We start from the raw sequence: 14,011 nt of genomic DNA, 5'->3' as shown, positions 1-14,011 counted from the left end.
GACGGGGTGGGACGGTGCAGGCAGCGGCTGAGGCTCACGCTGCACGGCGATCAAAAAACTCAGCACCGTATGCCACGAGGAGGTGCAAAAGTCCATGCGTTCCGGGCCGTACGCCCCCCGGAAGGCCGTGGTGAACAGGTCCATTTTATGGTTCTTTGACGGATCCTGTGGATTTTTGGAGTTTGCCGTCACTTCTATGTGCCCACTTTCGGCCCGGTATTTTCTCAATCCCGCCAAAGGGGGATCCTTGCCCCCTCCGGACTCTCAAGTAAAGCAGAACTCCAGGTGTCGAAGATGGCCCTTGTTGCATCAAAATCCGCCAGGGAGCATTCAGTTCGCGGTCCGGTTTCCCCCTTTTGGCGGGACCAAGAAAATGTGCGGGCCTTTCGCTCGAAGCACACAGAAGAGACAGCAAACTTTTGCGTCTGAAATTCCATGCCCTGTGACGAAGAGCCCATTTTATTGGACCCGGTCCGTGGGCGGCGGTACGGTTTCCAGGCTGTGCATCAGCATCTGCCGCGAGCGCTGGAGACTGTCGCGTAACTCCAGCCGTTTTTGCAGCGATAAATGGCGGAACCGGCGCTGGGCGGTCAATTCCTGAAGCTGGTGCATTTCCCGTTCGATGCGTTGCAACCGGGTCTGGAACTGGCTGTCGCCGGGCCAGACTCCCCGGGCCATGCCGATGAGCTCAAGCATTTCTTCGGTGGCGCGCCGGAACGCGTCCGGGGAGGTTTCCCGTTTGAGGCGCCTGCGGTTTTTCAGCCAATGTACCAGGGAACGCAGTCGCGAGGCCACCACACTGTCCCCCCTAGACTATGGACTGGAGCACAACCAGGACCACAGACAATCCCGCCAGCAGCAGAAACGGCAGGAACATGGCCAGCAGAACCCGCCCGAGGCTGGTGCGGTGGACGCAACTCAGGCCGATAATGGTGCAGACCATGGCCCAGACGCCGCCGAGCATGGGGCCCACAAGGGGAATGACCGCCAGGACAAACGGGGCGCTGCCGTAGGCGACGGTGCGAAAGGTGCCCTGGAAGCCGGCCTCCCCGGCGCGCAGGGCGATCAGACACGCGTGATTGATTCCGGAGACAAAAAAAAGGATACAGGTCAAAAACAAGGGGTAAACGATCAGGATAAGGGCTGATCCGACGCCGGCGACCCCCATTTGCGACCCTTGGCCCATTTGGGGGGCGATGCCCGCGAGTTGCCAGAAAAATTGGGCCAGGGCCTGGACCTCGGCGATGAGCAGGTAAAAGACCAGCGGCATGCTGAGTCCGTTGGCCACAGGCATGTGGGAGAAAAAGCGGCGCGGGGAGAGCATGGCCCGGGTGATGGTCAGGCGCAGCCCGGTAAAAAAACCGTGTTCTTCGAGGTTCTCCCAGGGGACCTCCTCGGGATTCGGCATGGGGTCGGTATCGGGTTCAGGCTCGGCATTGAGCGCTTCCAGCGAGGCCCAGATGTCCTCGCGGGGAGGAGCCTCCTGTTCAGACGCCTCCTGCTCAGCCGGTTCCGGCGCGGTCTCGGGTTCCGGTGTCTGGGAGTCTGTTTCAGCCGCTGAGGGCGGTGGGACGGCGTTTTCCGGGGACGGGGCCTGGGTCTCCGGGGAAGGCGTGTCCGGCTCGGTGTGCTTCACCGTTTCTTCAGACGGCTCGAGATCCCGAAACGGAAATTTGTGACCGCATTTGGGACAAGTGGCCATACGGGCCCGGGCCGGAATTTTGGTATCGGGAACGTTACGGACAAACGCGCATTTCGGACATTGTATTTCCATCCAAAACCTCATTGGCAGGTGTTTGTATTGAGCGGGAGCTGGTGGTTCGTGGCCGGTCGCCCTAAGGCAGCCCTGGGATGTTACGACTCGCCGTGCTCGTCTTCATAGGTCTCCAGGCAGTGGCGCAGACACGGGCTGCAATTTTCGCAACGCCCCTTGTGCTCACAAAATCGGGTGAAGGCCTGGAGCCAGTCCGGCCCGGTCCGGGGGCATTGCTGGACAAATTTGATAAAGGCGATCAGCCGTTCCAGGGTTTCGTCGTCGATGTCGTGTTCCAGGCGGCAGGCGTTGGCCTCGGCCACTTCCGGAGCAAGTTGGAGAAAGGTCTGGAGGAATTCGGCCAGGACCCGGTGGCGGTGGACCACCTTGGTGGCGACACGAAACCCCTCCGAGGTGAGCGTGACAGCGCTGTAGGGCTGGTAATTGACCAGCCCCTTTTCGGACAAGCTCTGCAGGGCCCCGGTGACCGAGGCGCGCTGGACATTGAGATTGCTGGCGATGTCCTTGGGACGCGCAGCCTTGTGCTCCGATTCCAGGAGAAAGATCGTCTCCAGATAGTCTTCCAGTGTGGGCGAAAGTTTGGCCATGGCCTGCTCATCCAGGGGCTGTGAATTACGAACAACGGGACCCAAAATACGTGATTTGCGGGGCGAAGAAAAGGGTGTGCTTCCGGGATGCTTTTCGGGGGAGCTGAATGGTTTGTGGCGCCTCTGGCTCGCTCTCCTGGACAGGTGCGAAACCGGCGAATTCAGCTCAAAAAATCCGGGATACTTTGGCGGGCGGCATCAGGATCGAGTCCCCGTTTGCCGGCGATGGTAGACAGGTTGTCTTCGGCGTCCGAGGCGCGCAGATACAGTGGAGAGGGGGGCGTTTGTGTGAATTCAGCCTCTTCGGCCAGCCGCAGCAGGGTCTGCGGGTGGGGGTGGTCCCAAGCGGCAGGCAGGAACACGGCGTCGGGAAGCGCCTCGGTCCACTGTTCAGGGAAACGTCGCAGCCCGCTGCCGACAAGCGTCAGCGCCGTTTCCCGGCGTTGGAGATACCCCAGGGCCGTGTCCAGTGGTGCCGGAAAGGGCGCACAGAACGGTTCGCCCTGAACAGGCGTGAATCCCTGAAGGTAGACCATCCGCTGGCGGGCGTGGGTCGCCACCCACAGCTCACTCGCAAGCAGGGGGGCTACGGAGGCGGCGATGGCGGGCAAATAGTCAATACCGGCCAGGGGAAGGCCGCTGCCACGGGCAAGTCCCAGAGTGGTGGCCAGGGTCAGGCGGAGTCCGGTGAACCCGCCCGGTCCGCGGACACAAGCGATCCCCCGCAGGGCTGCAAGGTCGAGTTCACAGGTAGCAAGCCCCTGGCGCACGGCCGGAGCGAGATAGGGCATGGCCCGGCCCGGGGTTTGCAATTCCTGGCTCCAGAGCAGCCCCGAGCCAGAGCCCAGGGCGACCTGGAGGCGCGACTCGGTGCCGTTGATGACCAGAATGGTCTCAGCTGGTGAACAGACGCTGCAAGTCATTGTAGATAGCCAAGCCCATCAGGGCCAGAAGGAGGGAAAGACCGATCTTGTTGACCACATGCTGCCATTTCGGATCCAGGGGGCGACCGAGAACCGTCTCCACTAAGTAAAACAGGAGATGGCCTCCATCGAGCACCGGGATCGGCAAGAGATTCAGCAGACCGAGGTTGATGCTGATCAGTGCGGTCAAGGCCAGCAGTTGGACGAGCCCTTGTTCAGCCTGCTGGTGGACCATTTGCGCGATGAGGATCGGGCCGCCGACGGTCTCCAGGGGAATGACCCGCTCGACAAGCTTGACTAAACCCTCGCCGGTCAATTTGACCAGTTGCCACGTCTGCTGATTGGCGGCGGTGAACGATTCCAGCGGCCCCATATCGATCCGTGTCGTCTTGCCGGCGGCGATGATCCCCACGATGGGAACTTCGGTCTTTTCTCCGAAAATGTTTTCCCGGGTCTGCAAGGTCGGTGTCATGCGCAGGGTGCGCTGGGTTTCCTCGCGCAGGATTTGCAGCTCTAGCGGGGCCGTACCGTGGGCCTGGATCCGCTGGGCGACGTCGCTCCAATACTCGACCGGCTGACCGTTGATAGCGAGGATGTGATCGCCGGCCCGCAGCCCGGCCTCGTAAGCCGGGCTCTGGTCCCGGACCTCGCCGATGACCGGCAACATGGCCTGCTGGCCGTACGAGGCGAAGATGATCCAGTAGATGAGCACGGCCAGGATAAAATTGAAAATCGGGCCGGCGGCGACGACAAGCATGCGTTGCCAGGGAGGGCGGCGGGCAAAGCTGTCCTGGGAGGTGAATCCCTCGGGGAGTTCAGCGTCCGGGGATTCCCCGACTAATTGGACGTAGCCTCCCAAAGGGACGCTTGCGATCCGGTAATCGGTGCGCCCGAGCCTGAATCCGGTTAAGCGGGGTCCGAATCCGAGGGAGAATGTCCGCACACCGACGCCCAACAGGCGGGCGGCGGTGAAGTGCCCGAGCTCGTGGAAAAAGATAAGCAGCCCCAAAACCAGGGCGATGGCGATAATACTTGTGAGCATACCGGTTCTCTATGCGCTTGGTGCAGAAAAATATTGCGCGGCAAAGGATCGGGCCTGTTTTCGGGCCCAATCGTCGACAGCGTGGATGGATTCGAGATCTGTTACCGCACTGGGAGTATGGGCTTGCAGGGTCCGTTCCAGCAAGCGGGCGATGTCCAGATAGGCCAGTTCGCGACGCAGAAAAAGATCCACGGCGATTTCGTTGGCGGCATTGAGCACGATCGGGAAGCTCGGGCCGTTGGCCAGGGCCTCACGCGCCAGGGCCAGACAGGGAAACGTCGATTCGTCGGGCTTTTCAAAATGCAGTCCGCTCAGGCGTGTCAGATCCAGTGGCTCAAGGTCGAGATCCAGCCGGTTTGGATAACTCAGGCAATGGGCGATGGGAATCTGCATGTCCGGCACCCCGAGGTGGCCGAGCAGGGAGCCGTCGCGGTATTCAACCAAGGAGTGGATAATGCTTTCAGGATGGACCACGACTTCGATGCGGTCCATATCCACACCAAAGAGATAGGCAGCCTCAATGCATTCCAGTCCTTTGTTCATCAGCGTCGAGGAGTCGATGCTGATTTTGGCTCCCATGGACCAATTGGGATGGGCCAAGGCCTGATCCGGAGTGACCCGGCGCAGCTCTTCTCGCAAACGGCCTCGGAACGGACCGCCCGAGGCGGTCAGAACAAATTTGCGCACGTCGTGTGGATCGTGGCCAGCCAGGGCCTGGAACATGGCGTTGTGCTCGGAATCCACCGGCAGGAGACAGGCTCCGGAGGCCGTGCAGAGTTCGCGCACCAGAGTCCCGGCCAGGACCAGGGATTCCTTGTTGGCCAGGGCCACAATCTTGCCGGCTTTGACGGCGGCCAGGGTCGGCGGCAAGCCGGCTGCTCCGACTTGGGCGCACAGGACCAGTTCGGCTTCGGAAAGGGCGGCCATCTCCTGGTAGCCCGGGTTGCCCACCATCCATTGCGGCCGGTAATCTGCGGGAAGAAGGTGGCGGACCTCCTCCCGGACCGTATCGTCAAGGACTCCCAGGACAGACGGTCGCCACTGCCGGGCCTGCTCGGCGAGCAGGTTCGCGTTGGTCGCTCCGGCCAGACCAAGGACCTCGAACGTGTCCGGGTGTTGGGCCAGGACCTTCAGTGCACTGCAGCCAATGGAGCCGGTGCTCCCGAGGACAATAACCTTTCGAGGTCCGGTGCTCGGAGCGGGGTCCAGCCGTGATATGTATGTGGCAGAGGTGTTCATAGGAAAAGGGGCAGGAAGATTGTCACGGCGGCGTACACCGGTAAGACCAGAAGGAGGCTGTCGATGCGATCGAGCAGGCCGCCGTGTCCGGGGAGCAACCGTCCGGAGTCTTTTATTTGAAGTTTGCGTTTCAGGGCGGATTCAAAAAAATCGCCGAATTGGGCGGCAATGTTCAGTACTGCCCCGACCCAGATCCAATGATACCAGGCGGCATCGCCAAAGGCGAGCCCCAAAACAAGGCTCAGGGTGATGCACAGCCCCAATCCCCCCATACTGCCCATCCAGGTCTTCTTGGGACTGATCACCGGCCAGACCTTGCGTCGTCCCCACCAGCATCCGGCATAATAGGCCCCGGTATCGGAAGCGAAGGTGGCCAGCAGGACCAGGACGATCTCCAGCGGGTGCAGATGGATGAACAATTGGAGAACGCCGGGGATATACATGAGACCAATGCTGAAGATCATGCCGTCGGCCGGCTGGGCCGACTCCGCATCCCGGGCGTACTGGGTCAGAAAGAAGAGGTTGCCGGCCCACAGGGCGAGCAGAAACGGCAGAGCCGCCGGATTGGGGGAGGCCGCCTGCCAGGCGATGACCAGTCCGCCAAGGACAATGCCGCCAGCTTTTCGCAACGGGTGGTCCGGCCAGAAAAAGGAATAGAATTCCCAGAGCCCGAAGACGCTGACAAGCCCGACGAGCAGCCCGATGACCACCGGCCCGGAGGCGATAGCCCAGGCCAAAAGCGGCAATAGGACAAGCGCGGTCAGCAGCCGTTGGATATGCGAACTCAAAAAAGACATGGGGTGCCTACCGTATGCTTCCGAAGCGGCGCTGCCGCTGCTGGTATTCATGCAAGGCCGCATCGAGCTCGTGCTCGTCGAAATCCGGCCAGAGAACCTCGGGAAAAGAAAATTCGGTGTAGGCGCACTGGAACAGGAGGTAGTTGCTGAGCCGTTTTTCTCCGCTGGTGCGGATCAGGAGGTCGGGATCGGGCTGTCCTCCGGTGTACAGCCGCTGCGCGAACTGCTCGACAGTGACCTCCTCCGGCGCCACCTGCTGCTGGAGCAATTCGCGGCAGACGCGGAGAATCTCCTCCCGGCCGGAATAATTCAGAGCCAGGTTGAGCGTCATCGCACGACCGTCGGCGGTTTGGCGGCAGACGTGTTCGACTGCCCGCCGAGGGGCGGCCGGCAAACCCTTGAGATCTCCAAGGATGTTGAGCCGTATTCCTTGTTCTTTGAGGTCCTGGACCTCGCGCCGTAAAAAGCGGACCAGGAGATCGAACAGGAAATTGATCTCCTCCTTGGGGCGGGCCCAGTTCTCCCGCGAGAAGGTGTAGAGCGTGACATAGGGGATCGCCCGTTTGCGGCAAGCGGTCACGATCGCCTTGGCGCTCTGGGTGCCCGCCTTGTGTCCTTCACTGCGTGGCAGACCGCGCTGGCGGGCCCAACGGCCGTTGCCGTCCATGATGATGGCCAGATGCTGGAGAGGGGGTGAGGTCATAAACTGGACCGGATAGCGGGCCGTTGAAAATCTCCCAATGGCAGACAGCTGCAATACGTTCAAACTCGTACGTACGGATACGTATGCTGTGACCTTGAGCGTTTTGTCGCCGTCCCTTGGGATTTTTGAACGACCTGCATTATAAGGAATTTTTCAATAGTCAGATAGGGCATCCAAAGCGGGGGCGTGACGCCCCCGCCTGGTTAGATTTCCATGATCTCTTTTTCTTTTTCCGTCAGCGTCTTTTCGGCTTTGTCGACGAATTCATCGGTGAGCTTCTGGATCTTTTCCTGCCCCCGGTGCATGTCGTCTTCGCTGATGGTCTTGTCGTTCTTTTGCTTCTTGAGTTCTTCGTTGGCGTCACGCCGGATGTTGCGGATGGCGATCTTGGCGTCTTCTGTGTGCTTCTTGGCGATCTTGACCAGTTCCTTGCGGCGCTCTTCAGTCAAAGCCGGGATATTGATGCGGATGATCTTGCCGTCGTTGACCGGATTCAGGCCGAGATCCGATTGCATGATGGCCTTTTCGATATTCTCGAAGCTGCTGCGGTCCCAGGGTTGAATGGCGATGGTCCGAGCGTCCGGAATGGAAATGGACGCCAATTGGTTCAGCGGTGTCGGCGTGTTGTAGTAGGAGACCTGGATTCCATCCACAAGGGATGCCGAGGCGCGTCCGGTCCGTAGACGGGAGAACTCCTTTTCCAGGTTCGTGATGGCTTTTTCCATGCGCTTTTTGGCGTCGGTAAAAATGCTCTCCATACTCTTAGCCTCCTTGCACCAGCGTGCCCACGGCCTCGCCGGCGGTGACCCGCTGGATGTTGCCCTTTTCAAACAGATCAAAAACGATGATAGGCAGGTCGTTGTCCATACACAGGGAGATGGCTGCCGAGTCCATGACCCGGAGCTTTTCCTGCAAGACCTGGATATAGGTCAGGGTCTTGTATAAATGGGCTTCCGGAAATTGTTCGGGATCCTTGTCGTAGACCCCGGCGACCCGGGTTGCCTTGAGCAGGGCCTGGGCCCCCAGTTCCATGGCTCGCAGGGCCGCCGCAGTGTCCGTAGTGAAATACGGATTCCCCGTCCCGGCGGCGCAGATAACGACCCGACCCTTTTCCAGGTGCCGGATGGCCCGCCGGCGGATGTACGGCTCGGCAACTTCGCGCATGGTTATAGCTGACATGACCCGTGTGGACAATCCCAGTTTTTCCAGGTTGTCCTGAACGGCTACCGCGTTCATGACCGTGGCCATCATCCCCATGTAATCGGCTGCCGAGCGTTCCATGCCCTTGGCCGAGCCGGAAACACCGCGGAAAATATTCCCCCCGCCGATGACCAGGGCGACCTCAGCTCCCTGTTCGACGACATCCACGATTTCCTGGCTTATGACCTTGATCGTGGTGGGGTCGATCCCGAAATTGTAAGGTCCAGCCAACGCTTCGCCGCTGAGTTTGAGCAAGACCCGTTCGTACTTCATTCGCGTCATACGCCACCCCAAAAAAAACGGGCCGTGAGGCCCGTTTTCGTGCTTCGTTATTCTGTTTCTTCTTCGTGGTCCTCGCCGAGGCCGAGTCGGACGAACGAGCCGATGGTGATCTCGTCGCCGAGTTCCTTGCCCACTTCCTGGAGCAGATCGCGGATCGTTTTGGAATCGTCCTTGATGTAGGGCTGCTCCAAGAGGCAGACCTCTTTATAGAATTTCTTGATCCGGCCTTCGACGATCTTTTCGGCAATGTGTTCAGGCTTGCCTTCGTCCTGGGCCTGCTTGAGGAAAATGGCTTTTTCCTCTTCGATATTTTCCTGGGGCAGATCGTCGGGGCTGATGCTCAGCGGAGTGACCGCGGCGACCTGCATGGCAATGTTCTTGCCCAGATCGGCCATGGCCTGGTTTTGCGCGGCTTCCGATTTGGTGCAGCGCAGTTCGACCATGACGCCGATTTTGCCGTTGGCGTGGATGTAGGAACCGATCAGGCCGGCAGGGGCTTGGACCTTCAGGACTTCACTGCGCCCCGGCTGGATGTTTTCCCCGATGACCCCGACGAATTTCTTGATCTCTTCGTCGGCGTTGGCGGGCAGTTCGCCGTTGGTGGCGACTTCCTGGGCCAGGTCCTTGGCCATGCTGATGAACTGATCGTTGCGGGCCACGAAATCGGTTTCGCATTTGAGTTCGAACAGGGCTCCGCTGGTGCCGCCGTCCTGGGTGGCGAAGGTGATGAGCCCTTCAGAGGTGGAGCGGCCGGCCTTTTTCTGGGCCTTGGCCAGTCCCTTTTCCCGCAGAGCGGTGAGCGCGGCGTCCATGTCGCCATCAGCCGCCTGCAGGGCCTTCTTGCAGTCCATCATTCCGGCCCCGGTTTTTTCCCGGAGCTCTTTGACCATTTGGGCAGTGATATTCATTTTAGGCTTCCTCCTCGCTCTTCTCGACGCTTTCGGCAGCGACCTGCTCTTCGGTGGCAGTCTGTTGCGGTGCTTCTGTGAGTTGTTCTTCCGTGGGCTGCTCGTCGCGGCGTGCCAAGCCTTCGAGGCAGGCGTCAGCCACGCTGGACACAAAGAGCTTGATGGCCCGGATGGCGTCGTCATTGCCGGGAATGACGTAGTCCACCTGATCCGGATCGCAATTGGTGTCAGTCACCGCGACAATGGGGATGCCGAGTTTGCGGAATTCGCGGATGGCCAGTTCTTCGCGCTTGGGATCGATGACAAAAGCGACCTGGGGCAGGTCTTCCATGTCTTTGATCCCGCCCAGGGCGGCCTGCAATTTATCCAATTCGCGCTGCATCCCGGCGATTTCTTTTTTCGGGAACCGGTGGATGGATCCGTCTTCGAACATGGTCTCCAGATGCTTGAGCCGTTCGATGCGGTGCTTGATGGTCTGGAAGTTGGTCAGCGTGCCGCCCAGCCAGCGGTTGGTGACATAGAACATGCCACAACGCTGGGCGTCTTCGGCCACGGCCTCCTGGGCCTGGCGCTTGGTGCCGACAAAGATGATTTTTCCGCCGTTGGCGACCGCGTCCACGATGACGTCGTGGGCCTGACGGAATAGTTGGACCGTCTGTTGGAGGTCGATGATATGGATCCCCTTGCGGGCGCCGAAGATAAAGGGGCGCATTTTGGGGTTCCAGCGGCGGGTCTGGTGTCCGAAGTGGACACCGGTTTCCAGCATCTGCTTCATTTTGATGTAAGCCATAGATTCTCCTTGCAAGTGGGTTAGCCTCCACTCCGACCTCGTGGTCCTCACCTTTGGATCCCGACCGACCGGGACACCCACCAATAGGGTCGGAGTGTGCGATTTTGAAACGAGCCCTCTTAAACCATCTTGGTCTTGCTGGCAACCCCTTTCACAAGGGGCTGAGGGCCGGGGGCTGGGAGGGCCGCCCGATTACTGCTTCAGAGCGGTTTCGGCGGCGACGGTGTTGCTCAAGGTGCCCACACCGTCAATGCTGACCTCAACGCGGTCGCCGGGAGCCAGCGGTCCGATGCCGGGCGGTGTGCCGGTCAGGATCACATCGCCGGGCAGCAGGGTCATGCATTCAGAAATGAAGGCCACCAGCTGCCAGGGTGACCAGATCATGTCCCGGGTCCGGCTCTTCTGGCGGACGTTGCCGTTGACCCGGGTCTGCAGGGCCACGTCGTCTGGCGCGGGGTATGCGGTTTCGATCCACGGTCCCAGGGGGGCAAAGGTGTCGAATCCTTTGGCCCGGGCGTAAAGGCCGTCCCGGCGTTGCAAGTCCCTGGCTGTGACGTCATTGGCGCAGCACAGCCCCAGGACATGCTCGGGGACCTCTTCCGGCCGCAGGCGGCGGCAGGCCCGCCCGATGACCACAGCGAGTTCACCTTCAAAATCCACCCGCGACGACGCCTTGGGCAGGATTATGGATTCTCCCGGACCGATGACCGCCGAAGAGGGCTTGAAAAAGATCTGCGGTTCCTCGGGCACGGTCATGCCGAGTTCCCTGGCATGCTCAAAATAGTTCAGTCCGATGCAGACGATTTTGCCCTGTTGCACCGGAGCCAGAAGTTCGGCGCGGTGCAGTGGCAGTTTGGGGCTGCCGTCGGTGGGCACCAGGAGGGTCCCCTCCAGACGGGCCTCGAATTCGTGCCCCGCATGGCGGGCGCGGACAAGGCGCATGTGGTCCTCCTTGGGTCTGGTTGTCGCTGTATGGGCAGAATTGTTCCCTGAAAATCGGTCGGCAGCTGTGGGCGCAGGTAAATCCTGGATCCGGAAACCGTTGCCGACCTTGCGCCAGGCCGGGGGAAGGCGTGGCGATATCCAGCGCCTTTGCCTGGCGATACGCGGTCCGGAGGCGGTCCCCCGGACCGGCTTGCTTGCTTTGCTGGGGGCTCGGCTAGACCGTGATCACCAGGGGAACGATGACCGGGTCGCGGTCCAGAACCTTGCGGAAATGGCGGCGAAGAGCCGATTTGATCCGGTTCTCCATTTTCTGGGACGCCCCTTTGGGCATGTTCGCATAGACGTCGAGCATGACCTCTTTGGCGTCGTCCAGGACATGGGAGAAGTGGCGCTCGAAGACGAACCCTTTGGACTGGACCTGGGGACCGAGAATGATCTCCCCTGTGGCCTCTTCGATGACCAACAAGGCCACGACCATCCCCTCATCGCCCAAGAGCCGGCGCTCTTTGAGAATGGTCCGGCCGACATCGCCAACCCCCTTGCCGTCGACCAGCACCGATTCGACCCCGATGGGATCCTCGAGCCGGACTTCTCCCTTGAACAGGGTCACGGGTTGGCCGTTTTCGAGCAGAAAACACCGTTCCGGGGCCACGCCGCATTCCCGGGCGAGTTCGATATGCTTGTGCAGATGTCGGTATTCGCCGTGGACCGGGATGAAGAATTTGGGATGCACTGTTTCCAGCATGGTCCGCAATTCTTCCTTGTGGGCGTGCCCTGAGGCGTGAATGGCCTGGACCTTTTCGTTCAGGACCTCGGCGCCGAGTTTGTAAAGCTTGTTGATGACCTTGGTGATGGCCTTGGTGTTGCCCGGAATGAAGCGCGAGGACATGACCACCAGATCGCCCTTGTGCACGCGCAGTTGCCGGTGGTCGCCCTCGGCCAGACGAGTCAGCGCGGACATGGGTTCGCCCTGGGACCCGGTGACCAGGAGGACGACCTTGTCGTCGGGAAGGTGGGCCAGGTCTTCGAGGCTGACGAAGTCCTCGTCAGCGAATTCGAGATAGCCCAGTTCGCGGGCGGTTTCGATATTGACGTTCAAGCTCCGGCCGCTGACCGCGACTTTGCGGCCGTAGCGGTGGGCGAGTTCGAATATCTCCTGGATCCGCTGCACGTGGCTGGAAAACAGGGTCACCAGGATGCGGCCGTCAGCCTGGGTGAAGATGTCATCGAGGGAGTCGCGGATCTCACGCTCGGTCAGGGCGTAGCCATCGCGTTCGACATTGGTCGAATCCGACATGAGCAGGGTCACCCCGCCGGCGGCGAAATCGCCGAAGGCTTCCAGATCGGTGGCGTGTTCGCCAAGGGGATTGCGGTCGATCTTGAAGTCCCCGGTGTGCACAAAACGGCCGACCGGGGTTTCAATTCCCAGGCCGTACCCCTTGATGATCGAGTGGCAGACGGGAAAGAAATGGAAGCGGAAATCTCCGAGTTCAGCGCTCTGGCGCGGCTCCATGGGGCACAAGGTGACCGTGTCGGCGAGGTCGTGCTCCCGGAGTTTGTTGCGGACCAGGGCCAGGGTGAACGGGGAACTGTAAAGCGGGACTTCTGGCATCTCCTTGAGCAGCCAGGGTAAGGCACCGATATGGTCCTCGTGTCCGTGGGTCAGGACCACCGCTTTGAGCTTGTGTTTTTTTTCCAGCAGGAAATCGAAGCGGGGAATGACCACGTCCACACCAAGATGGACCTCATCGGGAAACATCAGCCCGCAGTCGATCAGCACCGCCGAGTCAGCGGTTTCCAAAAGCATGCAATTGAGCCCTATCTGGCCCAGCCCGCCCAGAGGCGAGAGGGTTACCCAGGGCGTGTCGTTTTTTTCAGCCATTGTTCAGTCTCCAGAAAACGGTTGTTCATGTACTGCCATAAATCGGTTTTTAAACGGTGTCTCTCCTTGAGAGAGTCATATCCTTGAGTGGGGAAGGGGGGCAGGACCCGGACAAAGACCGTGCGCCGGAAAAGCCACGGCGACCCCTTGGGGTGGGCGTCTTTGGTCCCGTTGATGACCACCGGCACGATGGGCAGGCCGCTTTTCATGGCCAAAACAATGCCGCCGATCTTGAACGGTCCGAGTTCCCGGTGTCTCGTCCCTTCGGGAAAAATGCACAGCGTGCGCCCGTCCCGGGCCTTGCCGGCCGCGCGGTCGATACTGCGCATGCCTTCTTTGTGGTTTTCCCGGCTGATGGGAATATGGCCGAGTTTGGCCATCGCCCAGCCAAAAAATGGAATGCGAAACAAGGTGTCCTTGGCCAGAAACCGGATGGTTTGGCGGGGCATAAGGGCGATCAGCAGCGGGATATCCAATTGACTTTGGTGGTTGGCAATCAGGATGCAATTGCCGGACACGGCTTCCGGGGCGATCTCCGCCTGGACCTGGACAGGAGAGAGGCGGAGCGCCAGTTGGGCCCACCTTTTTTCCAGCTCCTGGCAGACGCGGCTTGTGCCGGGAAACAGGCTCAGGACCAGAACCGCCGTGCTCGCAAGTAGGGTGAATGGGAGGAAGACCAGATAAAAAAAGAAATTATGTACAATCAGTGCCATGCGGTGCCAGATATTGCGGCGTTTGTGCCTTGTGCGGGCGGTATTGTCGGTCTCCGAACGGCCTCACCTCAATCGTGTCAATTTACCTGAATCTCCAGGCAAGGACAAGGTTGAGCTGACCCCTCCGGTCTAGCCTGGTGCAGCGCAGGCGCAGCGGATCCTCTGAGATGTGAACCGGTTCCAGGTTTGGCGCCACAGCCCTGAAAAAAAAGAGAATCCTCACCAA

15 protein-coding genes are annotated in these 14,011 nt (G+C 60.3%); all 15 read right to left on the bottom strand.

The window, feature by feature from the left end; genetic code table 11:
• Nucleotides 1–459: 459 nt before the first annotated feature.
• Complete coding sequence (locus DRET_RS09750; RefSeq protein ID WP_015752379.1) at nt 460–798, bottom strand: hypothetical protein; 339 nt, start codon at nt 796–798, stop codon at nt 460–462.
• 10 nt (nt 799–808) lie between these two features.
• A complete protein-coding gene (locus DRET_RS09745; RefSeq protein ID WP_015752378.1) occupies nt 809–1,774 on the bottom strand; it encodes a zinc-ribbon domain-containing protein in 966 nt (321 codons plus the stop codon).
• An 80-nt stretch (nt 1,775–1,854) separates the two neighbouring features.
• Nucleotides 1,855–2,361 (bottom strand): metal-dependent transcriptional regulator, encoded by a 507-nt coding sequence (locus tag DRET_RS09740; protein WP_015752377.1) that lies wholly within the window; start codon nt 2,359–2,361, stop codon nt 1,855–1,857.
• Between the two features lie 161 nt (nt 2,362–2,522).
• On the bottom strand, nt 2,523–3,284 hold the full coding sequence (gene tsaB, locus DRET_RS09735; RefSeq protein ID WP_015752376.1) for a tRNA (adenosine(37)-N6)-threonylcarbamoyltransferase complex dimerization subunit type 1 TsaB: 762 nt from the start codon (nt 3,282–3,284) through the stop codon (nt 2,523–2,525).
• The gene (gene rseP, locus DRET_RS09730; protein ID WP_015752375.1) at nt 3,256–4,326 is read right to left on the bottom strand and encodes an RIP metalloprotease RseP; all 1,071 of its coding nucleotides are present in this window, start codon (nt 4,324–4,326) and stop codon (nt 3,256–3,258) included. The genes tsaB and rseP overlap by 29 nt, the downstream gene beginning before the upstream one ends.
• A 9-nt stretch (nt 4,327–4,335) precedes the next feature.
• On the bottom strand, nt 4,336–5,565 hold the full coding sequence (locus tag DRET_RS09725; protein WP_015752374.1) for a 1-deoxy-D-xylulose-5-phosphate reductoisomerase: 1,230 nt from the start codon (nt 5,563–5,565) through the stop codon (nt 4,336–4,338).
• Entirely contained in the window at nt 5,562–6,413 is an 852-nt protein-coding gene (locus tag DRET_RS09720; RefSeq protein ID WP_244147907.1) for a phosphatidate cytidylyltransferase, read from the bottom strand. Before DRET_RS09720 ends, DRET_RS09725 begins: the two co-directional genes overlap by 4 nt.
• Nucleotides 6,370–7,065: a polyprenyl diphosphate synthase gene (gene uppS, locus DRET_RS09715; protein WP_015752372.1), complete on the bottom strand. Its 696-nt coding sequence runs from the start codon at nt 7,063–7,065 to the stop codon at nt 6,370–6,372. The genes DRET_RS09720 and uppS overlap by 44 nt, the downstream gene beginning before the upstream one ends.
• Before the next feature lie 203 nt (nt 7,066–7,268).
• Nucleotides 7,269–7,823, bottom strand: a complete 555-nt coding sequence (gene frr, locus DRET_RS09710) for a ribosome recycling factor (protein ID WP_015752371.1) — start codon at nt 7,821–7,823, stop codon at nt 7,269–7,271.
• Nucleotides 7,824–7,827: 4 nt separating this feature from the next.
• Complete coding sequence (pyrH, locus tag DRET_RS09705; protein ID WP_015752370.1) at nt 7,828–8,547, bottom strand: UMP kinase; 720 nt, start codon at nt 8,545–8,547, stop codon at nt 7,828–7,830.
• A gap of 47 nt (nt 8,548–8,594) precedes the next feature.
• The gene (tsf, locus tag DRET_RS09700; RefSeq protein WP_015752369.1) at nt 8,595–9,455 is read right to left on the bottom strand and encodes a translation elongation factor Ts; all 861 of its coding nucleotides are present in this window, start codon (nt 9,453–9,455) and stop codon (nt 8,595–8,597) included.
• A gap of 1 nt (nt 9,456) precedes the next feature.
• Nucleotides 9,457–10,245, bottom strand: a complete 789-nt coding sequence (rpsB, locus tag DRET_RS09695; RefSeq protein WP_015752368.1) for a 30S ribosomal protein S2 — start codon at nt 10,243–10,245, stop codon at nt 9,457–9,459.
• 192 nt (nt 10,246–10,437) lie between these two features.
• Nucleotides 10,438–11,187 carry a fumarylacetoacetate hydrolase family protein gene (locus DRET_RS09690; RefSeq protein ID WP_015752367.1) on the bottom strand — a complete coding sequence of 250 codons (750 nt, stop codon included), beginning with the start codon at nt 11,185–11,187 and terminating at the stop codon, nt 10,438–10,440.
• A gap of 217 nt (nt 11,188–11,404) precedes the next feature.
• A complete protein-coding gene (locus DRET_RS09685) occupies nt 11,405–13,072 on the bottom strand; it encodes a ribonuclease J (protein WP_015752366.1) in 1,668 nt (555 codons plus the stop codon).
• On the bottom strand, nt 13,042–13,785 hold the full coding sequence (locus DRET_RS09680) for a lysophospholipid acyltransferase family protein (RefSeq protein WP_015752365.1): 744 nt from the start codon (nt 13,783–13,785) through the stop codon (nt 13,042–13,044). The genes DRET_RS09685 and DRET_RS09680 overlap by 31 nt, the downstream gene beginning before the upstream one ends.
• Nucleotides 13,786–14,011 lie beyond the last annotated feature (226 nt).

This window comes from Desulfohalobium retbaense DSM 5692 (genome assembly GCF_000024325.1).
In the GTDB taxonomy this organism is placed as follows: domain Bacteria; phylum Desulfobacterota; class Desulfovibrionia; order Desulfovibrionales; family Desulfohalobiaceae; genus Desulfohalobium; species Desulfohalobium retbaense.
This window is presented reverse-complemented; position numbering and strand designations above follow the sequence as displayed.

Bases quoted from the DNA above. Each gene is read 5' to 3' on its own strand.
- DRET_RS09725 (WP_015752374.1), bottom strand. From the start codon at position 5,565: ATGAACACCTCTGCCACATACATATCACGGCTGGACCCCGCTCCGAGC.
- tsaB (WP_015752376.1), bottom strand. From the start codon at position 3,284: ATGACTTGCAGCGTCTGTTCACCAGCTGAGACCATTCTGGTCATCAAC.
- DRET_RS09720 (WP_244147907.1), bottom strand. From the start codon at position 6,413: ATGAATACCAGCAGCGGCAGCGCCGCTTCGGAAGCATACGGTAGGCAC.
- DRET_RS09685 (WP_015752366.1), bottom strand. From the start codon at position 13,072: ATGGCTGAAAAAAACGACACGCCCTGGGTAACCCTCTCGCCTCTGGGC.
- frr (WP_015752371.1), bottom strand. From the start codon at position 7,823: ATGGAGAGCATTTTTACCGACGCCAAAAAGCGCATGGAAAAAGCCATC.
- DRET_RS09690 (WP_015752367.1), bottom strand. From the start codon at position 11,187: ATGCGCCTTGTCCGCGCCCGCCATGCGGGGCACGAATTCGAGGCCCGT.
- DRET_RS09740 (WP_015752377.1), bottom strand. From the start codon at position 2,361: ATGGCCAAACTTTCGCCCACACTGGAAGACTATCTGGAGACGATCTTT.
- tsf (WP_015752369.1), bottom strand. From the start codon at position 9,455: ATGAATATCACTGCCCAAATGGTCAAAGAGCTCCGGGAAAAAACCGGG.
- uppS (WP_015752372.1), bottom strand. From the start codon at position 7,065: ATGACCTCACCCCCTCTCCAGCATCTGGCCATCATCATGGACGGCAAC.
- pyrH (WP_015752370.1), bottom strand. From the start codon at position 8,547: ATGACGCGAATGAAGTACGAACGGGTCTTGCTCAAACTCAGCGGCGAA.
- rpsB (WP_015752368.1), bottom strand. From the start codon at position 10,245: ATGGCTTACATCAAAATGAAGCAGATGCTGGAAACCGGTGTCCACTTC.
- DRET_RS09745 (WP_015752378.1), bottom strand. From the start codon at position 1,774: ATGGAAATACAATGTCCGAAATGCGCGTTTGTCCGTAACGTTCCCGAT.
- DRET_RS09680 (WP_015752365.1), bottom strand. From the start codon at position 13,785: ATGGCACTGATTGTACATAATTTCTTTTTTTATCTGGTCTTCCTCCCA.
- rseP (WP_015752375.1), bottom strand. From the start codon at position 4,326: ATGCTCACAAGTATTATCGCCATCGCCCTGGTTTTGGGGCTGCTTATC.